Source organism: Rhizobium sp. YS-1r (assembly GCF_000757525.1).
Classification (GTDB): domain Bacteria; phylum Pseudomonadota; class Alphaproteobacteria; order Rhizobiales; family Rhizobiaceae; genus Neorhizobium; species Neorhizobium petrolearium.
On sequence record NZ_JPYQ01000012.1, the window covers coordinates 115,244 to 137,824 of the forward strand.

General features: G+C 57.9%; 25 protein-coding genes and 3 tRNA genes. 11 read left to right on the forward strand and 17 right to left on the reverse strand.

Annotated features, from left to right (window positions below):
- Positions 1-11: 11 nt before the first annotated feature.
- The 15 genes from JL39_RS11700 to JL39_RS11765 form a co-directional block, all read right to left on the reverse strand.
- Positions 12-626 (reverse strand): NADH-quinone oxidoreductase subunit J, encoded by a 615-nt coding sequence (locus tag JL39_RS11700; RefSeq protein WP_037150178.1) that lies wholly within the window; start codon positions 624-626, stop codon positions 12-14.
- A gap of 147 nt (positions 627-773) precedes the next feature.
- Positions 774-1,265, reverse strand: a complete 492-nt coding sequence (nuoI, locus tag JL39_RS11705) for an NADH-quinone oxidoreductase subunit NuoI (RefSeq protein ID WP_037150180.1) — start codon at positions 1,263-1,265, stop codon at positions 774-776.
- 40 nt (positions 1,266-1,305) lie between these two features.
- Positions 1,306-2,349, reverse strand: a complete 1,044-nt coding sequence (gene nuoH, locus JL39_RS11710) for an NADH-quinone oxidoreductase subunit NuoH (protein WP_037150183.1) — start codon at positions 2,347-2,349, stop codon at positions 1,306-1,308.
- A gap of 7 nt (positions 2,350-2,356) precedes the next feature.
- Positions 2,357-4,438 (reverse strand): NADH-quinone oxidoreductase subunit NuoG, encoded by a 2,082-nt coding sequence (gene nuoG, locus JL39_RS11715; protein WP_037150186.1) that lies wholly within the window; start codon positions 4,436-4,438, stop codon positions 2,357-2,359.
- 57 nt (positions 4,439-4,495) lie between these two features.
- Positions 4,496-5,194 (reverse strand): hypothetical protein, encoded by a 699-nt coding sequence (locus JL39_RS11720; RefSeq protein WP_052182823.1) that lies wholly within the window; start codon positions 5,192-5,194, stop codon positions 4,496-4,498.
- Positions 5,195-5,198: 4 nt separating this feature from the next.
- Entirely contained in the window at positions 5,199-6,503 is a 1,305-nt protein-coding gene (gene nuoF / locus JL39_RS11725) for an NADH-quinone oxidoreductase subunit NuoF (protein WP_037150193.1), read from the reverse strand.
- A gap of 10 nt (positions 6,504-6,513) precedes the next feature.
- A complete protein-coding gene (locus JL39_RS11730; protein ID WP_037150196.1) occupies positions 6,514-7,662 on the reverse strand; it encodes an NADH-quinone oxidoreductase subunit E in 1,149 nt (382 codons plus the stop codon).
- Positions 7,663-7,678: 16 nt separating this feature from the next.
- Entirely contained in the window at positions 7,679-7,942 is a 264-nt protein-coding gene (locus JL39_RS11735) for a hypothetical protein (protein ID WP_052182824.1), read from the reverse strand.
- On the reverse strand, positions 7,942-9,132 hold the full coding sequence (locus tag JL39_RS11740) for an NADH-quinone oxidoreductase subunit D (RefSeq protein WP_037150199.1): 1,191 nt from the start codon (positions 9,130-9,132) through the stop codon (positions 7,942-7,944). Before JL39_RS11740 ends, JL39_RS11735 begins: the two co-directional genes overlap by 1 nt.
- Positions 9,133-9,281: 149 nt before the next feature.
- Complete coding sequence (locus tag JL39_RS32495; RefSeq protein WP_244446875.1) at positions 9,282-9,404, reverse strand: four helix bundle protein; 123 nt, start codon at positions 9,402-9,404, stop codon at positions 9,282-9,284.
- Between the two features lie 194 nt (positions 9,405-9,598).
- Positions 9,599-10,201 (reverse strand): NADH-quinone oxidoreductase subunit C, encoded by a 603-nt coding sequence (locus JL39_RS11745; protein WP_037150201.1) that lies wholly within the window; start codon positions 10,199-10,201, stop codon positions 9,599-9,601.
- A gap of 18 nt (positions 10,202-10,219) precedes the next feature.
- Entirely contained in the window at positions 10,220-10,801 is a 582-nt protein-coding gene (locus JL39_RS11750) for an NADH-quinone oxidoreductase subunit B (RefSeq protein WP_037150203.1), read from the reverse strand.
- Entirely contained in the window at positions 10,792-11,157 is a 366-nt protein-coding gene (locus tag JL39_RS11755) for an NADH-quinone oxidoreductase subunit A (protein ID WP_037150205.1), read from the reverse strand. Before JL39_RS11755 ends, JL39_RS11750 begins: the two co-directional genes overlap by 10 nt.
- A 267-nt stretch (positions 11,158-11,424) precedes the next feature.
- A tRNA-Asp gene (locus JL39_RS11760) sits at positions 11,425-11,501 on the reverse strand.
- Positions 11,502-11,576: 75 nt separating this feature from the next.
- Positions 11,577-11,653, reverse strand: a tRNA-Asp gene (locus tag JL39_RS11765).
- 263 nt (positions 11,654-11,916) lie between these two features.
- Between JL39_RS11765 and JL39_RS11770 the strand changes: the two genes are divergently transcribed.
- The 3 genes from JL39_RS11770 (at position 11,917) to JL39_RS11780 (ending at position 14,167) form a co-directional block, all read left to right on the forward strand.
- Positions 11,917-11,992 (forward strand) — tRNA-Val (locus JL39_RS11770).
- Between the two features lie 694 nt (positions 11,993-12,686).
- Positions 12,687-13,412 (forward strand): LuxR family transcriptional regulator, encoded by a 726-nt coding sequence (locus tag JL39_RS11775; protein WP_037150207.1) that lies wholly within the window; start codon positions 12,687-12,689, stop codon positions 13,410-13,412.
- A 71-nt stretch (positions 13,413-13,483) separates the two neighbouring features.
- Positions 13,484-14,167, forward strand: coding sequence for an acyl-homoserine-lactone synthase (locus tag JL39_RS11780; protein WP_081952803.1), 684 nt, complete (start codon positions 13,484-13,486; stop codon positions 14,165-14,167).
- Positions 14,168-14,430: 263 nt separating this feature from the next.
- Here the strand turns inward: JL39_RS11780 and JL39_RS11785 are convergent, their stop codons facing one another.
- The gene (locus JL39_RS11785; RefSeq protein ID WP_227702540.1) at positions 14,431-14,943 is read right to left on the reverse strand and encodes a helix-turn-helix domain-containing protein; all 513 of its coding nucleotides are present in this window, start codon (positions 14,941-14,943) and stop codon (positions 14,431-14,433) included.
- Between the two features lie 76 nt (positions 14,944-15,019).
- Here JL39_RS11785 and JL39_RS11790 point away from each other — a divergent pair, with 76 nt between their 5' ends.
- Positions 15,020-15,322: a hypothetical protein gene (locus tag JL39_RS11790; protein WP_037150210.1), complete on the forward strand. Its 303-nt coding sequence runs from the start codon at positions 15,020-15,022 to the stop codon at positions 15,320-15,322.
- Positions 15,323-15,505: 183 nt separating this feature from the next.
- Here the strand turns inward: JL39_RS11790 and JL39_RS11795 are convergent, their stop codons facing one another.
- Complete coding sequence (locus tag JL39_RS11795; protein WP_037150212.1) at positions 15,506-16,114, reverse strand: hypothetical protein; 609 nt, start codon at positions 16,112-16,114, stop codon at positions 15,506-15,508.
- A 151-nt stretch (positions 16,115-16,265) separates the two neighbouring features.
- On the opposite strand from JL39_RS11795, the gene JL39_RS30950 reads away from it, so the two are divergent.
- The 7 genes from JL39_RS30950 (at position 16,266) to JL39_RS11830 (ending at position 22,572) form a co-directional block, all read left to right on the forward strand.
- Positions 16,266-17,222 carry a lytic transglycosylase domain-containing protein gene (locus JL39_RS30950; RefSeq protein WP_081952810.1) on the forward strand — a complete coding sequence of 319 codons (957 nt, stop codon included), beginning with the start codon at positions 16,266-16,268 and terminating at the stop codon, positions 17,220-17,222.
- Between the two features lie 12 nt (positions 17,223-17,234).
- Entirely contained in the window at positions 17,235-17,576 is a 342-nt protein-coding gene (locus tag JL39_RS11805) for a TrbC/VirB2 family protein (RefSeq protein WP_037150214.1), read from the forward strand.
- Positions 17,577-17,579: 3 nt separating this feature from the next.
- Complete coding sequence (locus JL39_RS11810; RefSeq protein ID WP_081952804.1) at positions 17,580-17,879, forward strand: VirB3 family type IV secretion system protein; 300 nt, start codon at positions 17,580-17,582, stop codon at positions 17,877-17,879.
- A 2-nt stretch (positions 17,880-17,881) separates the two neighbouring features.
- Positions 17,882-20,341: a VirB4 family type IV secretion/conjugal transfer ATPase gene (locus tag JL39_RS11815; RefSeq protein WP_037150215.1), complete on the forward strand. Its 2,460-nt coding sequence runs from the start codon at positions 17,882-17,884 to the stop codon at positions 20,339-20,341.
- Positions 20,342-20,607: 266 nt separating this feature from the next.
- The gene (locus JL39_RS11820) at positions 20,608-21,309 is read left to right on the forward strand and encodes a type IV secretion system protein (RefSeq protein ID WP_037150217.1); all 702 of its coding nucleotides are present in this window, start codon (positions 20,608-20,610) and stop codon (positions 21,307-21,309) included.
- A 6-nt stretch (positions 21,310-21,315) separates the two neighbouring features.
- Positions 21,316-21,528: a hypothetical protein gene (locus JL39_RS11825; RefSeq protein ID WP_037150219.1), complete on the forward strand. Its 213-nt coding sequence runs from the start codon at positions 21,316-21,318 to the stop codon at positions 21,526-21,528.
- 15 nt (positions 21,529-21,543) lie between these two features.
- Positions 21,544-22,572 (forward strand): type IV secretion system protein, encoded by a 1,029-nt coding sequence (locus tag JL39_RS11830; RefSeq protein ID WP_037150222.1) that lies wholly within the window; start codon positions 21,544-21,546, stop codon positions 22,570-22,572.
- Positions 22,573-22,581 lie beyond the last annotated feature (9 nt).

The window sequence follows — 22,581 nt, forward strand, 5'->3', positions numbered from 1 at the left end:
CCTTTTCCGCCTCAGACGCCCTGACCCGACTTGACCTTGACCACCTCGACGCCAGTGGCGGGCGTGCGGCCCACCTGCTTCGAAATATTCTGCCGCTTGATGTGGGTGCGGTGACGCAGCGTCAGCACGATCGCGCCGATCATCGCGACCAGAAGCACCAGCCCGGCGATCTGGAAGAAGTAGACATAGTTCGTATAAAGCACGTCGCCGAGGGCCGCTGTGTTGGTGCGTTCGGCCGGGTTCGGGATCGGCATGGTGATCGCCTTGGCTGCATCCGGGGTCAGCACGCTGCCGCCGATGACCACGATCAGCTCTGCCGCCACGATGAGCCCGATCAGGATGCCGATCGGCGCATATTGCAGCACGCCGGAGCGCAGTTCCGAAAAATCGATGTCGAGCATCATGACGACGAAGAGGAACAGGACCGCAACCGCGCCGATATAGACGACCAGCAGGATCATCGCCAGGAATTCGGCACCGGTCAGCAGAAAGAGGCCGGCCGCGTTAAAGAAGACCAGGATGAGGAAGAGCACCGAGTGAACCGGGTTCCTGGCCGAGATGACCATGAACGCCGACGCCACCGCGACGAACGCGAAGAGATAAAAGAAGATAGCCTGCAGACCCATCGTGGTGCCTTTTCGTCCCTCACCGGAAGCAGGGCGGAGGCCCCTTCCCGTCGAAACCCGACGGCATGACACGCGCCGGGCATTTCATCCAGATGTCACCGGCACATTGCCCGTTGGTTGGGGCGGTCCCGGTCGAATGCGCCCGCCTTAACGGTAGGGCGCATCCATTGCGATATTGCGGGCGATCTCCCGCTCCCAGCGGTCGCCGTTTTCCAGAAGCCGCGCCTTGTCGAAATAGAGTTCTTCGCGCGTTTCGGTCGAGAATTCGAAGTTCGGCCCCTCGACGATCGCGTCGACCGGGCAGGCCTCCTGGCAGAAGCCGCAATAGATGCACTTCACCATGTCAATGTCGTAACGCACCGTGCGGCGGGTGCCGTCGTTGCGGCGCGGACCCGCCTCGATGGTGATCGCCTGGGCAGGACAGATCGCTTCGCAGAGCTTGCAGGCGATGCAGCGCTCTTCGCCGTTCGGGTAACGGCGCAGCGCATGCTCGCCGCGGAAGCGCGGGGAGACAGGCCCTTTTTCAAACGGATAATTGATCGTCGCCTTCTGCTTGAAGAAGTAACGCATCGACAAGAAGAAGGCGCCGACGAACTCCTTCAGGAACAGGGAATTCACGGCTTGTCCGAGACCTGCCATCTTTATTCTCCAATGGTGCCAAAAGCTTGGATGGTCATCTTCATGCCCATCCCGTCAGCTTCAGCACGAATGCGGTGATGACGACCATGGCGAGCGACAGCGGCAGGAAAACCTTCCAGCCGAGGCGCATAAGCTGGTCGTAACGGTAGCGCGGCACAAAGGCCTTCACCATGGCGAACATGAAGAAGACGAGCGTTGCCTTCAGCACGAACCAGATAATGCCCGGCACCCAGTTGAGGATCGCGATATCGACCGGCGGCAGCCAGCCACCCAGAAACAGGATGGTCGTCAGCGAGCACATCAGCACGATCGCCGCATATTCGCCGAGCATGAACATCATGTATGGGGTCGAGCCGTATTCCACCATGAAGCCGGCGACGAGTTCCGATTCCGCTTCGGGAAGGTCGAAGGGAGGACGATTGGTTTCCGCCAACGCCGAGATGAAGAAGACGATGAACATCGGGAAGAGCGCCAGCCAGTGCCAGTCCAGGAAGGAGTTGGGCAGGCCGATCATCGTGCCGAGGCCGTCCTTCTGCGCATAGACGATATCCGAGAGGTTCAGCGAGCCGACGCAGAGCAGCACGGTAACGATGACGAAGCCGATCGAGACTTCGTACGAGACCATCTGCGCGGCCGAACGCAGCGCGCCAAGGAACGGATATTTTGAGTTCGATGCCCAGCCGCCCATGATGATCCCATAGACTTCGAGCGAGGAGATCGCGAAGACGTAAAGGATGCCGACGTTGATGTTGGCGATAACCCAGCCGTCCGCGAGCGGGATGACCGCCCAGGTAGCGAGCGCCAAGGTCACGGCGACCAGCGGAGCGAGCAGGAAGACGCCCTTGTTGGCACCGGCCGGAATGATCGGCTCCTTGAAGACGAATTTCAGAAGATCGGCAAAGGACTGGAAGAGGCCGAAAGGACCGACGACGTTAGGCCCGCGGCGAAGCTGCACGGCCGCCCAGATCTTGCGGTCGGCAAGCAGGATAAAAGCGATGAAGACGAGCAGGCAGACCAGCAGCAGAAGCGACTGCCCGATCATGACGATCGCCGGCCAGACGTAGATCGAAAAGAACGGATCCATGTTCAAATTACTCCGCCGCAGCCTGGAAATTGTTGCGAGCCAATGCCGAGCATTCGGCCATGACCGCCGAAGCGCGGGCGATCGGGTTCGTCAAATAGAAGTCTTTGATCGGAGACGCAAACCCCGACTTCGACATCTCACCTTCTTTTTGGCCGAGTGCGGCAATTTCGTTCACGGAACCCGGCGCGATCTCGTCGATAGCGGCGAAATGCGGATAGGCTTCATAGAGCTTCGCACGCAGTGCGGAAAGCGCGTCGAAGGGCAGCTTCTTTCCGAGCACGTCGGACAGCGCACGCAGGATCGCCCAGTCCTCGCGGGCCTCACCCGGCGCGAAACCGGCGCGAGTGCCCATCTGCACACGGCCTTCAGTGTTGACCCAGGTGCCTGACTTTTCCGTATAGGCGGCACCCGGAAGGATGACGTCGGCATTATGGGCGCCTGCATCACCATGGCTGCCGATATAAACGGTGAACCTGGCGCCCTTCTTCGAGAAGTCGAGCTCATCGGCGCCGAGCAGGAAGAGGACATCCATGCCGGCCAGCATCTTTGCCGCATTCGCGCCGTTGGCGCCCGGCACGAAGCCGAGGTCGAGACCGCCGACGCGAGCGGCCGCGGTGTGCAGCACGGCAAAACCGTTCCAGTCTTCCGTCAGCGCGCCCACAGAGCCAGCGAGCTGTGCGGCAGCCGCGAGGACCGCCGCGCCATCCGGGCGGGCCAAAGCCCCCTGCCCTACGATGATCATCGGGTCCTTGGCATTGCGCAGCTTGTCGACGAAGCTGTTGGCACCCGTTTCCAGATCACGCAGCGTTTCCGGACCGGCGCCGAGATAATCGTAGACATAGCGCAGCTCACTCACCTCTCCGATCACGCCGATCGGGAAGTTGCCGCGGCGGAAGCGCTTGCGGATGCGGGCGTTGAGCACGGCCGCTTCGAGGCGCGGATTGGCACCGATGAGGAGCAGCGCGCCGGCCTGTTCGATACCCTCGATCGTGGGGTTGAAGATGTAGCTTGCACGGCCGAGCGACGGATCAAGCGCCGTCCCGTCCTGCCGACAGTCGAGGTTTTCCGATCCGAGCGAGCGGATCAGCTCCTTCAGCGCATACATTTCCTCGACAGATGCCAGGTCACCGGCGATCGCGCCGATCTTGTCGGCGGAGGTTGCCGACACCGCGGCTTTGATCGCGCCGAAGGCTTCGCTCCAGGAGGCCGCCGCCAGACGGCCGTTCTTGCGGACATAAGGCCGGTCGAGGCGCTGCGTCTTCAAACCGTCCCAGATGAAGCGGGTCTTGTCGGAGATCCACTCCTCGTTCACCTGCTCGTTGACACGCGGCATGATGCGCATGACTTCACGACCGCGGGTATCGACACGGATCGCCGAACCGACCGCGTCCATCACGTCGATCGATTCCGTCTTGTTCAATTCCCAGGGACGGGCCGTGAAGGCGAAGGGCCGCGAGGTGAGCGCACCGACCGGGCAAAGGTCAATCACATTGCCCTGCAGCTCAGAGGTCATCGCCTGTTCGAGATAAGTGGTGATCTCGGCATCCTCGCCGCGGCCGATAAGGCCGAGCTCCGAAATGCCGCCGACTTCGGTCGTAAAGCGGACGCAGCGCGTGCAATGGATGCAGCGGTTCATCACCGTCTTCACGAGCGGGCCGATATACTTGTCCTCGACGGCGCGCTTGTTTTCCGTATAGCGCGAGCTGTCGATACCGAAGGCCATGGCCTGGTCCTGCAGATCGCATTCGCCGCCCTGGTCGCAGATCGGGCAATCGAGCGGATGGTTGATCAGCAGGAATTCCATCACGCCTTCGCGGGCCTTCTTGACCATCGGCGTGTTGGTGAAGACTTCCGGCAATTCGCCGTTCGGGCCGCCGCGGACGTCGCGCACGCCCATGGCGCAGGAGGCTGCCGGCTTCGGCGGGCCGCCCTTCACCTCGATCAGGCACATGCGGCAATTGCCCGCAACCGAAAGACGCTCGTGGAAACAAAAGCGCGGAACCTCGGCGCCGGCTTCCTCGCACGCCTGGAGCAGCGTGAAATGATCCGGGACCTCGATTTCCTTGCCGTCTACCTTCAGCTTTGCCATCGTATCACTTACGTCCTCAGTTCCATCCCTCGGACCCGAAGGTCGGGGACATATCTCTTATTTCAACAGGGCTTTCGCCTGGCTGACCCAATCGTCCCGCCTGATGCGTCCCTCGAAACCCAATTCCTTGTCGAAGCGGGCGATATCGGCATCCGTCCAGGCAGCAATCTGCGCCAGGCTCGTGACACCCATGCCCTTCAAAACCCCTTCCAGCTTCGGCCCGATGCCGGAAATCCGCTTCAGATCGTCGGCACCGGAAACGGCGACCGCCTTCGCTGCCGGCTTGCGTTTCGCCGCAGCCTTGGCCGGTGCCTTCGCCGCAACCTTGGGCTTTTCCGGGGGCTCCACCGCAACCGGCTTCACAGCCGGCTTCTTCGCGGCGGCGGGCGCCGCCCCCTTGCGGACCGGCTTTGCCTTCGGCCTGGTGGCGGCCGGCGCAGATTCGGTAACGGCAGGAGCGGTCGGCTCGGCGACGGCGGAGGCTTTTTGCGGGGCCGACGCTTCGGCCGGCGGAGGCTCCTGTGGCGTCGCCTGACGATTGGCCGCTTCCATCGCGCCCTGCAGCGTACCGAAGAAGGCGCTCGCCATCTGGCTGGCAAGGCCGAAACCGATCGCAGTCGCGGCCGCCATTGCTGCGGCCGATTGTGCAAACAGCGGATTGAGCTTCAGCGCCTCGGAAAAATCAGACAGGCGCGCAGGATCATGCGCCGGATGATCCGCCGCCTTCCGATCCTGATCCTTGTCCGTCTTCGTCACGTTCTTACTCCGCAGCTTCCATGACTGCGCCATGATCCATGGCGTTATAAGTATACTGATCGATGCGTGCCTCGATCTCCGCGCGGAAGTTGCGGATAAGGCCCTGGACCGGCCAGGCGGCCGCATCGCCCAGCGCACAGATGGTGTGGCCTTCGATCTGTTTGGACACTTGGAAGAGCATGTCGATCTCGCGCTTCTGCGCATTGCCCTTGACCATGCGCTCCATGACGCGCCACATCCAGCCGGTTCCTTCGCGGCAGGGTGTGCACTGGCCGCAGCTTTCGTGCTTGAAGAAGGCAGAAAGGCGGGCGATCGCCTTGATGATATCGGTCGACTTGTCCATGACGATGACGGCGGCCGTGCCGAAGGACGACTTCTTGTCGCGCATGCCGTCGAAGTCCATGATCGCGTCGTCCATGTCCTCGCCCCTGATGACCGGGCAAGATGCACCACCTGGGATGACGCCGAGCAGGTTGTCCCAGCCGCCGCGGATACCGCCGGCATGTTTTTCGATCAGTTCGCGGAACGGTATGCCCATCGCCTCTTCGACCGTGCAGGGCTTGTTCACGTGGCCCGAGATCATGAAGAGCTTGGTTCCGACATTGTTCGGGCGGCCGATCGAGGAGAACCAGCCGGCGCCGCGGCGCAGGATGGTCGGCGCGACAGCGATCGATTCGACGTTGTTGACCGTCGTCGGGCAGCCGTAGAGGCCCATGTTGGCCGGGAACGGAGGTTTCAGGCGCGGCTGCCCCTTCTTGCCTTCCAGGCTTTCGAGCAGCGCGGTCTCTTCGCCGCAAATATATGCGCCGGCACCGTGATGGACATAGATGTCGAAATCCCAGCCGAGCTTGGTGTTCCTGCCGAGCAGGCCAAAATCATAGCACTCGTCGATCGCCGCCTGCAGCGCTTCACGCTCACGCATATATTCGCCGCGCACATAGATATAGGCTGTATGGGCACCCATGGCGAAACCGGCGATCACGCAGCCTTCGATCAGCGTATGCGGATCGTGGCGCATGATTTCGCGGTCCTTGCAGGTGCCGGGCTCCGATTCGTCGGCATTGACCACGAGATAATGCGGCCGGCCGTCGCTCTCCTTCGGCATGAAGGACCATTTGAGGCCGGTCGGGAAGCCGGCACCACCACGTCCGCGAAGGCCGGACGCCTTCATCTCGTTGATGATCCAGTCCCTGCCCTTTTCGAGGATCTCCTTGGTGCCGTCCCAATGGCCGCGGCTCATCGCGCCTTTGAGCGACTTGTCCTTGAGGCCGTAGATATTGGTAAAGATGCGATCCTGATCCTTAAGCATGTCTCACCCCTTACCGCGGCTTCTTGCCGAAGACCTTAATGTATTCGGCTTCGCCGCCCTTGGCGAGCGCCTTGGCCTGTTTGACCCAGTCGTCGCGTTCGATGCGGCCCTTGAAATTCAGGTATCCGTCGACCCATTCGCGCTCCGCCTTCTTCCATGCTGCGACTTGCGCGAAGGTGAAGATGCCGAGCTCGTTGAGAATGCCCTCTATCTTCGGGCCAACCCCGGAGATCATCTTGAGGTCGTCCGGTTCGGCCGGCTTGTCGATCCCTTTCGGGCGATTCTTGTCCTCCAGGGACGGCTTTTCCGCCTTGGTAGTGGCCGGCTTTGCAGCATCGGACGCGGCTGCTTCGCTCTTGGCAGTGCCCGAAAGCGGCTGAATTTCGGCTGCTTTCACATTGTTCGCGGCAGCCTTCGGCGCGGTGGCCGGCGTCTTCAGTTTCTGATCGGTTTCCGGCGCCGTATCCTTGGGACGTGCCGCATCAGCCGGCGGAACCGGCGCGGCATCGGTCGCTGGCTGCGCATCGAGGTTGGTCCGGACGGGTTTCACATCTTCGAGAAGCGTCTGAGGGCCGCCTTCGGGTGCGGAAAAATAGCGGTCGATCTGCGGACCCGGCTTGATCTGATCGCCCTTGCCGGCTTCGAATGCATCGATGATCTCTTCCAGGCGCTCAGGCGTCAGGTCCTCATAGGCATCCTTGAAGATGATGACCATCGGCGCGTTGACGCAAGCGCCCTGACATTCGACCTCTTCCCAGGAGAGCGTGCCGTCGGCATTGAGCTCGAAGGGATCGTGATGGATCTTGTGCTGACAGACCTTCATCAGGTCTTCGGCGCCGCGCAGCATGCAAGGCGTCGTGCCGCAGACCTGGATATGGGCGCGGGTGCCGACAGGCTTCAACTGGAACTGGGTGTAGAAGGTCGCGACTTCGAGGACACGGATATAGGGCATGTCCAGTTTGTTGGCGACATGCTCGATCGCCGCGCGGGTGACCCAGCCATCTTGTTCCTGCGCACGCATCAAAAGCGGAATAACGGCGGATTGCTGCCGGCCTTCCGGATATTTCCTGATCGTTGCCTCGGCCCAGGCGGCATTCTCCTCGTTAAAGGCGAATACTGCCGGCTGGACGCTATCTTCGGCTAATCGACGAACGGACATTCTTTTCCACGCCTTATCAGTTTATGGATCCACACCGCGACCGCGTGAGCGACACGAACTCGCAGGCATAGGCAGACTTGTCTTTCTGCATGAACACTATGAACTTTGTCCCATTGGGAACGGAGGTTTTGATCTCATATCCTTCCGACAGGAGATCACCCATCGATTTCGATCCGCCGGAAGCTGTCGAACCGCCGAGCTGATCGGCCGACTGGTCCTGCTGCGCAAGAGCAGCCGGGCCAGCCAGCAAAAAGCCAGCGAATACGACGGCGCGGATCATCAGCGGTCTACCTCGCCGAACACGATATCGAGCGAGCCCAGCACGGCAGCCATGTCGGCCAGCATATGCCCGCGCCCAAGGAAATCCATCGCAGCCAAATGTGCATAACCCGGCGCGCGGATCTTGCAGCGATACGGCTTGTTGGTCCCATCCGCGACCAGATAGACCCCGAACTCCCCTTTCGGAGCCTCCACGGCGGCATAAACCTCACCGGCCGGCACGCGATAACCTTCGGTATAGAGCTTGAAGTGATGAATCAACGCTTCCATCGACCGCTTCATCTCGGAGCGCTTTGGCGGCACGACCTTGCCGTCCAGCGAAGAGACCGGGCCGGTCCGCGCATCGCCCTTGAGGCGCGAAAGAACCTGACGCATGATGCGAACCGACTGCCGCATCTCCTCCATACGGACGAGATAGCGGTCATAACAGTCTCCGTTCTTGCCGATGGGAATGTCGAAATCGAGATCGGCATAACATTCGTAAGGCTGCGACTTGCGCAAATCCCAAGCCAGACCGGAACCGCGCACCATCACGCCTGAAAAGCCCCAGGACCATGCGTCATCGATCGATACGACACCGATATCGACATTGCGCTGCTTGAAGATGCGGTTGCCGGTCAGGAGCTTGTCGATGTCGTCGAGCGCGACCATGAAGGGATCGCACCACTTTTCGATGTCGTCGACCAGTTCTGGCGGCAGATCCTGGTGCACGCCTCCCGGCCGGAAATAGGCAGCATGCATACGGGCTCCGCAGGCCCGCTCATAAAAAACCATCAACTTTTCGCGCTCTTCGAAGCCCCAGAGCGGCGGCGTCAAAGCACCGCAGTCCATGGCCTGCGTCGTCACATTCAGGAGATGGTTCAAAATACGGCCGATCTCACAGTAGAGCACGCGGATCAACTGGCCGCGGATCGGAATATCGATGCCCAGCAGACGTTCTACCGCCAGGGCGAACGCGTGTTCCTGGTTCATCGGCGCGACATAGTCCAGGCGATCGAAATAGGGGACTGCCTGCAGATACGTCTTCGTCTCGATCAGCTTTTCGGTTCCGCGATGAAGAAGGCCGATATGCGGGTCTACACGCTCGACGATTTCTCCATCGAGCTCCAGAACAAGGCGCAATACGCCGTGGGCAGATGGATGCTCAGGCCCAAAGTTGATGGTGAAATTGCGGACGTTATGTTCAGTCATATGCGCGCTCCGCGCTTGGAGGATTTAGCGAATAGCTGTTTCAACTTGATCATGTCTTTTCCTGCAGACGTCTGATCAGTGCATGGACCATCCGACAATCTCATCGCGCTGCTCCATCAGGCTCCGAAACTGCCGTACCGGAAGGCTCTTCACCTTCCCGGCGATGACCATATGCGCCCCAACTCCTTCAAAGAACCTTGAGCAACCCCGAGAAACTGGATGAAATTACTGGTGTTTTCCCGCCTGCGACTTTCCGCAATACTCGCCGCCACCGAAGCAGCGCCCCTGCGAATTCAAGCGTCTTAACCGTGTATCTCATCCCTCGGAAATCCATCCGTCGCGCGATAGAACTGAACTGCACGCTCAATTGCCCGCGGCCACACGTTGAGATCCTCATGGGAGTTGTTCGTCTGCGTCTTCCTTTCGTTTGGCGACAACTATCCGCTATTCGCCCTGTTTATTTCACCTAAGTCTTGGCCTTCTCGTCTCCCGGCAGCACGTAATCCGTGCCCTCCCATGGAGACAGAAAGTCAAAATTACGGAATTCCTGGCGTAACTCGACAGGTTCGTAGACAACCCGCTTGGCATTGTCGTCATAGCGGACCTCTACATATCCCGTCGTTGGGAAATCCTTGCGCATCGGATGCCCCTCGAAACCGTAGTCCGTCAAGATGCGACGAAGGTCCGGGTGGCCGGTGAAGGGAATGCCATACATGTCCCACGCTTCACGCTCGAACCAGTCGGCCCCCATGTAGACGGCAGTCGCCGAGGGGACGGCCTCGCCTTCGCCGACGGCGAGCTTCACGCGAATGCGTTGGTTCTGCCTCGGCGACAGAAGATGGTACACCACGTCGAAACGCTTTTCACGCTGCGGCCAATCGACGCCGCAGATGTCGACAAAACATATGAAACCACACTGTACATCATCCCGAAGGAAGGTCAGCAGCGGCACGATGTTTTCAACGGTCGCCGTAAGCGTCAATTCGCCAAAGGCGATCGTCGCATCTTCCACGAGGGCGGAGCGCGCCTCGCGGATATAGGTTGCAAGCTCGGTCAGGGCTTCGCTCATCGTCTTGTCCTCAGGCCCTCAGCGCTCGATCGTACCCGTGCGCCGGATCTTCTTTTGCAGCAGAAGCACACCGTAAAGCAGCGCCTCAGCCGTGGGAGGACAGCCCGGAACATAGACATCCACCGGCACGACGCGATCACATCCGCGAACCACGGAATAGGAATAATGGTAATAACCACCACCGTTGGCGCACGACCCCATCGAGATGACGTAACGCGGCTCCGGCATTTGGTCATAGACCTTGCGGAGCGCCGGGGCCATCTTGTTGGTTAGCGTTCCGGCGACGATCATGACGTCCGACTGACGCGGCGATGCACGGGGAGCAAAGCCAAAACGCTCCATATCATAGCGCGGCATCGAGGCCTGCATCATCTCTACGGCGCAACAGGCCAGGCCGAACTGCATCCACATCAGCGAACCCGTGCGGGCCCAGGTGATCAGATCGTGGGTCGACGTCACCAAAAAGCCCTTGTCGGCCAGTTCGTCGTTAACCCCTCCCAAAAAAGCATCGTCACTACCGACCGGCTTACCAGTACTCGGATCGATAATACCCTTCGGTTTCGGCGCAACGAGAGTGCTGCCGTTGTCGACTACTCCCATTCCAGCGCTCCTTTCTTCCACTCATAGATGAAGCCGACCGTCAGGACGGCAAGGAAAACCATCATCGACCAGAAACCGAACCAACCCATATCACCAAAGGAGACAGCCCAAGGGAACAGGAAGGCCACCTCAAGGTCGAAAATAATGAAGAGAATCGAGACCAGATAAAATCGAATGTCGAACTTCATGCGCGCATCGTCGAACGCGTTGAAACCGCATTCGTAGGCCGACAGCTTTTCCGAATCGGGCGCCTTATAGGCCACAGCGAAGGGGGCGACCAGAAGCGCGATACCGATCACCAGCGCAATACCGATGAAAATCGCGATCGGGACATAGGAAGTGAGGAGTTCACTCATGGTATTCGATCCCAGCTTGCCTGAAGCGTCGAGCGACGCTTTAAAGTCAATACACGGGCCAAGCGAACGTGCATTGCAACAAGCCGTGACTAGCGCAGCCGAAGCCCCGGCGCAAGCCTTTTGAGCGCGGCATCCTGTACCTAAATGAAGCAGTTCGGACGAACACCTACGACTTGGTCTCCGCGAGAACCGCAAGCCTGTTTCGCAGGAAACATTCCGCAATCAAATCGGTTTAAGACCGATCGGAAAAATAAAAGAAATCGTGAATGGCGCGAGTGACGGGGCTCGAACCCGCGACCTCCGGCGTGACAGGCCGGCACTCTAACCGACTGAGCTACACCCGCGCATGATGCCGACTTGCGGCATTGAAAAATCTGCCCCTCGCATACTGAAGCGCCAGCAAATTTTCGAGGAAGAGATGGCGCGAGTGACGGGGCTCGAACCCGCGACCTCCGGCGTGACAGGCCGGCACTCTAACCGACTGAGCTACACCCGCGCATTACTCGTGAGGTGTGACACCTCCCGGCCGGCGGCCTCGACCGCTCGGTTGAGCGGCTAACTAAGAGGTTCGTGTTCGGGTGTCAAGCAGGTTTCAAGACAAAAGGATGACGACCCGGTTCTTTCCCTCCCCTGCCCTCCCGGCGATCGCAGCTTCCCCAAAAATTTCAAAAAAACATCATGAAAGCTCTTGCGGTTTTTCCGCGATCCGCATAGATCACGGCCACCGACGCGGCGGGCGTATCTTCTGCAGCCGCGAAAGGGCGATTAGCTCAGTTGGTAGAGCGCCTCGTTTACACCGAGGATGTCGGGAGTTCGAGTCTCTCATCGCCCACCATTTTCTTAAAGATTTCAGGGGCCTGCAGGCAGCGGAAAACGGGACTGCGTAGCGGGTCAGTGTGCGCTCCTTGTTTGGCTGGCGAGACGTTACCGGGCAGCTTTCCGATAAGCACGCTGTTACCCTCATTGTTCCCGCAAGCACACCGAAGCTTGTCTGGCAGGTGCATGAGATATTGATTCCCTTGCCGTCCGGCGCTGGCGATCAACACGCGCCCAATACGCATCACTTGCCCGCGTCTGCTCGTTTCTTCTAACTCGCCTGCTGGCGCTTATCCTTCTCGCGTGCCTTCTTTTCCGTCGCGGTCTCCCGCTTCCGGCTCCTTGTCGACAGATTTGTCATCGGCCTTAACCAACGGTAATCCTTGTGTTTTCCTTTGCTGCATTTCAACCTAATTGCCTCGCCAATCGTCTTCTCTTATGCTTCCATTCCGTGCGACTGGACAGGCTCGACGCGGGGGGCAATTTGGAAAACTTTGTTCAACGGCCACCGCTTTCGAATAGCTTGCGAAAGTTCACGTTAATCAGGTCACACACCTGATCGGATCGTTGCATTTTGATAACAGGAGCATTTCGTCCTATCCAAAAGCCAGAATTGGCCGCTGATCTTCATCTCACAAGTATTTGGGCTCAGCAGGCGTGACCTAAAGGCCATCGTCAGCGGCTCGGCATAACCGTGATAATGGAGCAAAAGGTTGGACAAGTTAGCCTATTTGATGCTTCAGTTTTCTGAGGCTTGCATTTCGACACGAACTGTCGCGGAGGTTTGCGAACTCGTTGAGCGCATAGTGGTATCTTTGGGCGTTGAGCGATTTGCCTTGGCAGGACTTCCACTCCCCCATGAAAGCCTGGAGAGCTACTTCCATCTCAACGGTTGGCCACCAGCATGGTTTGAGCGGTATCTGAGGAAAAATTACTTCCGAGACGATCCCGTTGTGAACCTCGTTCGTCGAGCGGACCGGGCAATCGTATGGTCCGAAACGATTGACAATCAGGCTCTGCCGCCCAAAGCCCGCCAAGTCATGCGCGAAGCTGCCGATTTCGGGCTGGTGGACGGCATCACGATCCCGATCTTCACACGATCAGGCTTTGCGGGCATCTTCTCCGTTGCTGGAAAGAAGGTCTCGTTGCCGGCGCCCCATAGGGACCTCCTTCACATCATAGCAATCAGGGCTTACACCCGACTGCGAGACCTGAACGCTGCGGGCAGCGACATTACCGAAGACGTCATGGTCACCCGCAGCGAAAGCGAATGCCTGACCTGGTGTGTTGAAGGCAAGAAGGATTGGGAAATCGGTGAAATGACCCGGCGTTCGCCGCGGACGGTCCAAACTCACCTTACCAATCTGCAGCAGAAGTTGAACGCAAGAAATCGAGCACATCTGATTGCAGAGGCGTTTCGACGCGGACTGCAACGGTAAAATACGACAATTTACGAATAGTTTTTCCTTACCTCCGGTTGCACATTACACGTGTACAACGGAGGCAATCGATGCTGGAGATTATACGAGGCAGACAAGTCCCGCAAAAACAGTCCATCATGGAGGCGGTTTGGCGTTTCCGCCATCAGTGTTTTGTCGACGAGCTCGGCTGGGAGGCGCTTCGACAAAGCGACGGCCGCGAACGGGACGCGTTCGACACGCAGTCCACCATTCACCTGGTACTGACAGAGGAAAACGAAGTGGTCGGCTATTCGCGTCTGCTGCCGACGATGAAACCACACCTTCTGTCCCATCTTTATCCAGAGCTGATCGGTGAAGAAAGTTATCCAAGAGGGCGCCAGGTCTTCGAATGGGGACGATGTGCAACCGCAAGACACGTAAGGCACGTCCGTGGCATTGCAACTGCAGACGTATTGATGACAGCCGTTCTCGAGTTCCTCGTCTTTTCCAAGATCGAGACCGTCATTATACAGACAAACCCTGCGCTCGTGAAAATGATCCGCAGGAGAGGCTATCGATTGGAGGTTCTGCGTGAGCCCATACTTTATGAGGGAGAACCGGTCATGGTCATTGCAGCCTACCCCTCCTTTCGCCTGCTTCAACAGCATCGCAAGGCCTATGGTATAGATCAGTCCCTGCTTTCCGTGCCGTCGCGCCCATCGCGATCCTCTGCGATCACGGATACCAGCCAGCGCACGGAAGAAGGTTCAGGCAGTTGGGCCGGAGCTGAATAACGGTGATGGAAATCGGAGGCGCAGGACTATGACGAAACTTCATGGAAGGGCTTCGGCTGCCATATTCATCAGGAAGCGACCTCCCTGGGCATGGCGCCTTGACAAGTGAAAGCCGCGGAAAGGCGCCCGCAACGATGTCAACAAACGACCGCTTTGGGCTTTGTCTCGATGTTCTTTTCGCTTGCGAGCTGCAGTGGCAATGTCCGCCGGTCTACACCGTTTGGCGTGCAAGATCTCTTTCATTGAGGTGCGCCCACATCCAATCAGCCGCCATTTGCAACGTCCGCTGATCGCACTTTGATCATCGCATCGACCAGCGACAGCAAGGAATTCACAGCGTCGGCCGGCAGCGCCTCAACGATCTTGATCAGTTCGCGACGTCTGTCGGCTTCGTCTTTTGTCTTTCCAAACCGATAAGGCGCAGCAGCCATGATGACATCGATTGGCGAAAAATCCAGAAGCTCGCTCAGATGAATGAGCCTGGTCACGGTCATCTTCGTTTCGTTGCGCTCGTATCGCCCATAGACTTGAGGATGAAGCGCGAGCAGAGGTGCGACATCAGCATGCGTGAGCCCGGTGCGTTCTCGCGCCTGCCTGAGCGCGTCTGCAATTCGGTTATCAAGTTCGGAAAACTCCGCGATCCCCTCATATCCAGGGCATCGGTAAACCGGCTTGTCGGCTTCGGGACCTTTATGTTCGACGAGACCCTTCTCTTGGATGTGTTTGTCTACTCTGCTTGTCATGAAAGGTGGCCCGCCATTGTTTCTTATCCTCATACATCAACAACGCTTCTTATGACCAGAAGCGAGCTTTCCGCTTTGTGTGAACGGAATAATAATCGAGGGGGCCATCATGGACGACTACGAGGTTCCTCAAGACCTCACCACTCTCCTCTCACGTCATCGCACGCTGCTGCTGGAGTTAAGGCGGCGAGGCGAGACGGTTCGAGTACATTCGTTCTTCGACGAGCTTGAGCTGGAAGAACGCCTGGTTTGCAATCAGATTATTGCATGGCAGCCGGCCGACAGGCGCGAGGCGTTGCAAAAGCTCACGCATTTGGCGGGCTACGTACTGGCCACAGGGATACCCCTTGATGCTGCAACAATTTGCCATTCGGTTGAACCGTTCTTCTACCCCCCGGGCTCTGTCTCATGAACGATATCGCCGACACCGATCGCCCTTGTGATACTCTTTCCGACCAAGCGAACATGCGCGACAGATGCGGGCGCACGCCGAAACGATCGAGACGTGAACCGACCCGGTTTCCTGAATTTTTATCCGCCGCAACACTCAAATCGGATCGCACCACCAAAGGACCGCATCGTCGCAGTTGGGCGGTCATCGCCCCCTCACCCTCGGATCTGCCCACATGCCGAACGACGCCTTTTTGCCAACCTCTTCGGCTTTCGACAGATCCGGGCGAGCCAAAGTACCATCGGGCTTTGTCGAGAGACGAAGGGCGCCAAGCGACACAAGCTGTTCTTCGAACATTTCGACAGCGTCGAGGCTGCCCGGAAAATAATAGTAGCCATAACAGGTTGCATTGTGAACCGGCGACTTCTGCTCGCTGGTAAACGCCCGGCAGAATATCACCTTTGGATTGTTCAGCATGACTTGCAGCTGTTCTTGCGCATAGTCGCGGCAACGTCCTATGAACCCATCCCGTCGACTGACCATTTCGCCCTCGCACGGTTCAACGCCGTAAAGGCGAACCACAGTGTCGTCAGTGACACGAAAGTCGGTCGCCGACAGCGCTTCGAAGGCATTCGTGGTCGCATAACCCTTGCGCTCAGCCACCTCACCACGCCCGTCGTAATATTCCATCACAAGGACGATTTTCCCCGATACCGCCAGGGATCGAACATAGTCCTCATTGATCGGTTGCGCGGCGAAAGCAGGCGCCGCGAGCACGCAAATGCCAAGCGCTGCATAAATTCCACGTCTCATCACCCACCTCCATAACTTAACTCGTATCGTTATTTTATCGACAGGGGTTGAAATCAACCAAATTCTCTGTAGACCTATACGTATTGCGTATTATTTCACTCCAAGAGCAGTCAGTCGTCGAAAATGCTCAGCCACCGATATGAGGGAATCGATGCACACTTACGGTGAACTTTCCCGACTGAAAATCCCTACGTTGATCACTCTTCTGGTGACCTTGATCATCACCGAAGGGGAGGCGAAAGCAAGAGATGAGTATGACAAAACAAATGGAATTTCAATTTCTTATGAAATCGATCTTCCTGCTTTGGAGGAGCCTTCATCATCGGATGCCTTGGGGCGCAGGAAGATTTCGCAGGCAAGCTTCGATGAAACACCGGGGCCGAGATCAGGACCGCGGACAGCACATGAAACATCGGAAAACGAAATTAACTTATTTCGTTACTTTTCCCTTGCAAAGTCGGCGACATCCGCATGGCCGAACAGAATTTACTACGATACTAAAATCGCTACATCATCTCAAAGGCCTGACAGCTCAAGGAAAGCACCTCCCGCCACAATTGCGCGAAAGACTGATGAATGCGCGCCCTCACCGCTTACGCCGGAAAGTGTCAGGCGCCTGGTGGTCCAATCCGCCAGGCGTCATCAGGTCGATGAGGTTTTTGCAGAAGCAATCGCCTGGGTCGAGAGCGACTTCGACAGGCGGCGCAATTCACCAAAAGGTGCGCGTGGCCCGATGCAGTTGATGCCCGATACTGCGGCTCGTTTCGGCGTTCACGATATCTGCGACCCCGCCCAAAACATCGACGGTGCGATGAGATACCTGCGGGTGCTCTTCGACGAGTTTCAGAACCCCCTTCTCGTCGCGGCCGCCTACAACAGCGGCGAGCGGCGCGTCTACGAACATGCGGGCATTCCACCCTTTGCTGAAACCGTCAGATACCTCGCAAAAGTCATCAACTACCGACTTGGCCTGCCGATGCCGTCGGCAAAGACAGGCCCGATGCGCGTCCTGCAAACCCCAATCGAAGGCCCAGCTCCCGGCAACGAGGCTGGCGTTATCGCTGTGCAACAACGCCGCCAATTTGTCGGCGGAGTGATGCATTTTTGAAGGAGAAACTCGATGGAACACGAATGGCAGAACATCGGATTGCGGGTGCTGAAGCTTACGACCCTGATAGGCGTCATGGCCGCTGTTCAGGTCATAGCTCCAGACGCTGCCCTGGCTCAGACAAATGGTGGTGGAGCATTTGCGCCGTTAGAAACGGCGGTTCAGATGATCGTCGACTTCATTACCGGCCCCTTCGGCCGGCTTCTGGCGATCATTGCGGTCATCGGTCTCGGCTTCCTCGCGTTTGCAGGCCGCCTTTCCTGGTTCACGGCGGGCGCGGTCGTCATCGGAATCGGGCTGGTGTTTGGTGCACCCGCCATCGTCGATCAAATGATATCAGCCGTCGGACAATGACCAATGACCGGGTTTGAGCGTGAAGGACCGACTTTCATTCCGCTTGTCATCGGCTTGACCAGGCCGCCGACGCTTTGGGGTGTGCCCTATATGGCGGTCGTCGTCACCTTTGGCATTACCGTCATTGGCTGGTTGGCGACGAACGACCTGCTGGCACTCTTGATCGCACCTGTCACCTATCTCGTCTTGTTTTCGCTTTGCGCCCGCGACAGCAAAATCCTCGACGTGCTGCAGGTGGCCTCCCGCAAAACTCCCCGAACGCCTAACATGCACCTTTGGGGCACGAATTCGTACGGACCATAGCCATGCGGAAAGTGATCAGCCAGGAGCTCGGTCTTGGTCGGTTTTCCGGCCGCGAGCGGCCCATGTCTCGGCATATCCCATATCTGCGGCATGTATCCGATACGGTGATCGGGCTGGAGAATGGCTCCCTCTTAAGCGTCATCAGACTGCACGGCTTGTTTTTTCAGACGGAAGATCAGGCAGAACTCAACATGCGCGCTATAGTCCAAAACACGATGATCCGCGCCCTCGGCTCCAGCCGTTATTCGCTGTGGTCTACGGTCGTGCGTCGAGAAGTCGAAGCGCAAATCGGCGGCACGTTCGACAATCCATACTGCGATCTTCTAAATTCCCGCTATATGGAGCAGTTGCGTCACAAGCGCATGTTTCGAAACGAGATCTATCTCACCATTGTGCAGTCGGGAATGCGTGGCGTCCTCGGCGTTGGCGATTCCATTAAACGGATGTTCGCACGAGCAGATCGAGGTGCCGGGCTAAAATACACCCGCGATGACGTCACGGAACTCGAGGAACTCGTCGGAAACCTCGTGCAGGATCTGACCAAATACGGCGCGCGCACGCTCGGTATTACCTACCGGAAGCGTGATGATGATCCGGCGGGAAACGAAGAGCAGTTAAATGCGGCAAAGGTCGAGCCTTACTCTGAGCCTTGCGAATTCTTCAACACGATCCTGACCTGTGGAATACCGCGAAAGATGCGTCTGCCGCGGATGGGAATCTACGGCTTCGTCGGCACGTCGCGGTTGCATTTCGCCAAGCGAACGATGCAGGCTCAAGCAGCCGTCGATGAAGACACCCGTTACGGAGCGATGCTGTCTATCAAGGAATATCCCCCGTTCACCGGTCCGGGTTTACTGGACAGCCTGTTGCAGGTGAACCACGAATTCATCCTCACCCAGTCCTTCTCCATAGCCGACAAGCCGATTGCACAGGAGCGGATCAGCCGGCTGCAGCGGCAGATCAGGGCGTCGGACGGTTCCGGCAGCGCGGTTGAACAAGACATCGACTACGCGCTCAATAGCCTGATGAACCAGGAAGCCGTATTTGGTTTCCATCATCTTTCGCTTCTTTGTCTGTCTCGCGATCTGGAAGGTGTCAGCCGCAGCGTGACAGAACTCGGCGCCAGTCTGACAAACATGAACATCAATTGGCTCAGAGAGGATCTCAACCTCGAAGCGGCTTTTTGGGCGCAACTGCCGGGAAACCACGCTTACATCGCCCGCAAGGCAATGCTGTCGAGTGCAAATTTTTCCGGCCTGTCATCGATGCACAATCTCGCTACGGGAGAGGCTGATCATACCCATTGGGGTTGGCCGATCACCATTCTCGAGACGACATCGCAAACACCTTATTGGTTCAATTTCCATCGTCGTGACATCGGCCACTTCCTTGTCACGGGACCGACCGGATCGGGCAAGACGGTTGCTTTGACATTCCTGTTGGCTCAGGCGATGCGGGTCTCGCCCACACCAAAAGCCGCATTCTTCGACAAAGATCATGGCGCCGAAATATTTGTCAGGGCGATCGGCGGCTCCTATGAGGTATTGTCGCCCGGAACACCGACAGGTTTCAACCCGCTCCAGCTGGAAAACACCGGAACCAACCGCGAATTTTTACTGCGGCTCGTCAAGGCGATGCTGCGATCTGGTGATGGCAGCGCGCTCAGCCAGGAAGACGAAGATACGTTAGAGCAAGCGATCCCCCGCCTGATGCAGGAGCCGAGATCGGAACGAAATCTTTCAAATTTGGCAGACCTTCTCTCGGGCCGGTCGCGGGCCAACGCCAACGATCTTTGTTCTCGCCTTCGCGCTTGGATCGACGGCGAAAAGGCATGGCTCTTTAATGCCGCAGAGGACGTACTTTCTTTCTCGTCCCATCGCGTCTTCGGTTTCGATATGACCCACATCCTCGCCAACGAGGAACTGCGTACACCGGCGCTGATGTATCTTTACCACCGCCTCGATGAACTGCTCGACGGAAACCCCGCCATGTTCTTCATGGATGAGGGCTGGCAGCTCCTAATGGACGAAACTTTCAGCAACTTCATCGTTGACAAGATGAAGACCATCCGAAAGCTGAACGGCATTGTCGGCTTCGGGACACAATCTGCAGCCGATATCGCCAAAGCAAAAGCCTCCCATACGCTGATCGAGCAGGCGGCGACCCACATCCACTTCCCGAACCCGCGGGCCGACGAGGAAAGCTACATAAAACGCTTTGGTCTGACGATGAGGGAATTCAGCTTCATCAAAACGACACCCCCTGAAAAGCGAACCTTCCTGATCAAGCACGGCAATGACTCCGTCATCGCTAGGCTTGATCTCACCGCAATGCCCGATCTCATCAAAGTGCTTTCCGGGCGCAAGGAAACGATCGAGGAATGCGCGCGCTTGCGCGAACGCTATGGCGAACAACCAGAACATTGGCTTGCCCGGTTCTGCGGATGGGAGACAGGCGAATGAAGCAAGGTCGTCTCTTATGGCTTCTAAACCTATCGCTGGCAGTCGGCGTCTCCGGTCCGGCGATGCCAAAAGTGCCCGTTGTCGGTCGCGTCAACCCTGCTTTTGGCACTGCCCAAAATGGTGAGGAGGTTAAGATCGCGTCTCGGGTGGCGTCTGCAATCTCCGACAAGGGCTTGAATGGAGCCGAACCGAAAGGCCTGCGCACAGAGGCGCGAACGCGAGGCCGATATAGCGCTGATATTGAACGCTGAATGAGGAAAACGACCATGGAGAAATTCTTATTCATCGCATGTTTACTGCCGGCTGCATCCACCGCGTTCGCTCAGGTGCCAGTCATCGACAACGCAAATCTCGATGTCGCGAGAAGAACCGCCCAGACGACGGGCGAGATCTTGGAGACGAACAGGCAAGTCCTGAAAACAACCGAAGAAACGCTCGACGCTGTGACCGGCGATCGCGCCGGTGACGCAAACCGCATGCAAAACCTCGCGGTCGGCAATGGCTTCAGCGCGTCGCAGATGCCTTCATTCGACAAATTGTTATCGGGTGGAGTCGCAAACTTTGGGAGCGTAAGCGGAGACGTCTCGCAGGTCGCAACCACATTTCTCAACAGCCTAGAACTGGTAAGGACCCTCTCCGGCAAGGAAAGCAGTTCGTTTTCCGGCGACAAGTCCTATGAGGAGATGGTGAAGACGGTGCTCGGCGTCGCCGCACTCGTTACCGGTTCCCAAAAAGCCGTTCAGACCCGCCGCGCATCGTTCGAACAGGCCGGCTCCAGCATCGGTCAGGCCAAGGACATCAAAGGCTCGATCGACCAAAACACCCAGCTTCAGGTCGAAGCGGGCCTGACCATCAACGAGCTGATTGGCGTCATGAACGGCGCTGTGTCCTCGCTGCAGGCAGATAATCAACGCCGGCTCACGGATATCTCGAACTCCCAAAAAGCGCTCAGCTATAGTGACGAGTAACGCACCATGAGCGGCAAGGTATTTCTTTTTTTCATGGTTTCGGTCGGTCTTGTCGGTTGCGGTACTGCCTACAAAGAAAAGACCGCACCTTGCAAGAGACCGAAGCACCTGACCGGATTGGCTCCCGATCCGAGACAGGAATGTGGACCGATGACCCGGGTCAACAGCGACACCTCGGCTGCCGCCCTGGCGGCCATCGATGCAGTGTTGGCAAAATAGCAAAGGTCGGAGGCCATGCACGATTTCCTTGGCGACGTTCTTGAAAGGGTCGAGCAAACAGGATCAAACTTTTCCGAAGAAGCCTTCGGTATCGTTGGTCAACAGCTGATGCCGCTGCTGACAATCCTGTTTGTCGCCTATGTGAGCTACTACGGTCTGCAACTCGTCATGGGAACGGCGCGCGTCAGCGTCAGCGAGATCATCGGCCGCGTCGTGCGCATGTTGGTCATCCTGACCCTCGTCAGCAAGTGGGAGAATTTCAATAGCCTCTTTTATGCCTGGCTGAGCGATACGCCTGAAGAGGTTGGCCGCGCGATCTTGACCGCAACCGGAACCGGCATCACCGAACCCACGAATGGGTTGTCCTTAATCTGGAAGACGGCCAACGAGGCGGCTTCCGCATTCGCGGAACAATCGGGCTACTTCTCCATCCTGCCATCCATGGTCGGCTTTCTGATCATGCTTTGCGTCGGCGTTTTCATCGCCGTGGCGCTGGCGATCCTTCTGCTTGCCAAAGTGATGATGTGGATGCTGATTGGCACCGCTCCCATCTTCATCGCCTGCATGCTCTTTGAACGATCCCGCGGCCTTGGCGCTGCTTGGTTTCAGCAGGTGCTGATGTATGCCCTCATTCCCCTCTTCGTCTACGTGGTTGCAGCCTTCCTCATTGCGGCAATGGACCCGGAATTGACAAAGGTGACGAATGCCGCAGCCCAGAGGCGCCTTCAACTCAGCGATATCTCCGCCTTTCTTTTGCTCTGCTGCGCGGGTGCATTCGTCCTGTTCAACATTCAGATACTCGCCCAGGGCATCACCGGTGGCATTGCGGCCGGTATCGGCAGGATCGCGCGTGACGCCGGACATCTGGCGGGAGTGACCGTCCCGAAAGCGACGTTCGGCGCGGCTCGCTCCTTGGCAGGCACGATCGGCGATCATGGCATGCAAGCAAGGACGCGGACCATGGAAAACATGAGGGCAAATATTCGAAATGCCACCGCCCGAGCGATGCAGAACCGAATCAGCAGCAACAGCCTGCCAAATTGAGTGAACCGT

Coding starts and splice junctions, on each gene's coding strand:
- JL39_RS11700 (WP_037150178.1), bottom strand. CDS start 626: ATGGGTCTGCAGGCTATCTTCTTTTATCTCTTCGCGTTCGTCGCGGTG.
- nuoI (WP_037150180.1), bottom strand. CDS start 1,265: ATGGCAGGTCTCGGACAAGCCGTGAATTCCCTGTTCCTGAAGGAGTTC.
- nuoH (WP_037150183.1), bottom strand. CDS start 2,349: ATGGATCCGTTCTTTTCGATCTACGTCTGGCCGGCGATCGTCATGATC.
- nuoG (WP_037150186.1), bottom strand. CDS start 4,438: ATGGCAAAGCTGAAGGTAGACGGCAAGGAAATCGAGGTCCCGGATCAT.
- nuoF (WP_037150193.1), bottom strand. CDS start 6,503: ATGCTTAAGGATCAGGATCGCATCTTTACCAATATCTACGGCCTCAAG.
- JL39_RS11730 (WP_037150196.1), bottom strand. CDS start 7,662: ATGTCCGTTCGTCGATTAGCCGAAGATAGCGTCCAGCCGGCAGTATTC.
- JL39_RS11735 (WP_052182824.1), bottom strand. CDS start 7,942: ATGATCCGCGCCGTCGTATTCGCTGGCTTTTTGCTGGCTGGCCCGGCT.
- JL39_RS11740 (WP_037150199.1), bottom strand. CDS start 9,132: ATGACTGAACATAACGTCCGCAATTTCACCATCAACTTTGGGCCTGAG.
- JL39_RS11745 (WP_037150201.1), bottom strand. CDS start 10,201: ATGAGCGAAGCCCTGACCGAGCTTGCAACCTATATCCGCGAGGCGCGC.
- JL39_RS11750 (WP_037150203.1), bottom strand. CDS start 10,801: ATGGGAGTAGTCGACAACGGCAGCACTCTCGTTGCGCCGAAACCGAAG.
- JL39_RS11755 (WP_037150205.1), bottom strand. CDS start 11,157: ATGAGTGAACTCCTCACTTCCTATGTCCCGATCGCGATTTTCATCGGT.
- JL39_RS11780 (WP_081952803.1), top strand. CDS start 13,484: ATGCTGGAGATTATACGAGGCAGACAAGTCCCGCAAAAACAGTCCATC.
- JL39_RS11785 (WP_227702540.1), bottom strand. CDS start 14,943: ATGAGGATAAGAAACAATGGCGGGCCACCTTTCATGACAAGCAGAGTA.
- JL39_RS11790 (WP_037150210.1), top strand. CDS start 15,020: ATGGACGACTACGAGGTTCCTCAAGACCTCACCACTCTCCTCTCACGT.
- JL39_RS11795 (WP_037150212.1), bottom strand. CDS start 16,114: ATGAGACGTGGAATTTATGCAGCGCTTGGCATTTGCGTGCTCGCGGCG.
- JL39_RS30950 (WP_081952810.1), top strand. CDS start 16,266: ATGCACACTTACGGTGAACTTTCCCGACTGAAAATCCCTACGTTGATC.
- JL39_RS11805 (WP_037150214.1), top strand. CDS start 17,235: ATGGAACACGAATGGCAGAACATCGGATTGCGGGTGCTGAAGCTTACG.
- JL39_RS11810 (WP_081952804.1), top strand. CDS start 17,580: ATGACCGGGTTTGAGCGTGAAGGACCGACTTTCATTCCGCTTGTCATC.
- JL39_RS11815 (WP_037150215.1), top strand. CDS start 17,882: ATGCGGAAAGTGATCAGCCAGGAGCTCGGTCTTGGTCGGTTTTCCGGC.
- JL39_RS11820 (WP_037150217.1), top strand. CDS start 20,608: ATGGAGAAATTCTTATTCATCGCATGTTTACTGCCGGCTGCATCCACC.
- JL39_RS11825 (WP_037150219.1), top strand. CDS start 21,316: ATGAGCGGCAAGGTATTTCTTTTTTTCATGGTTTCGGTCGGTCTTGTC.
- JL39_RS11830 (WP_037150222.1), top strand. CDS start 21,544: ATGCACGATTTCCTTGGCGACGTTCTTGAAAGGGTCGAGCAAACAGGA.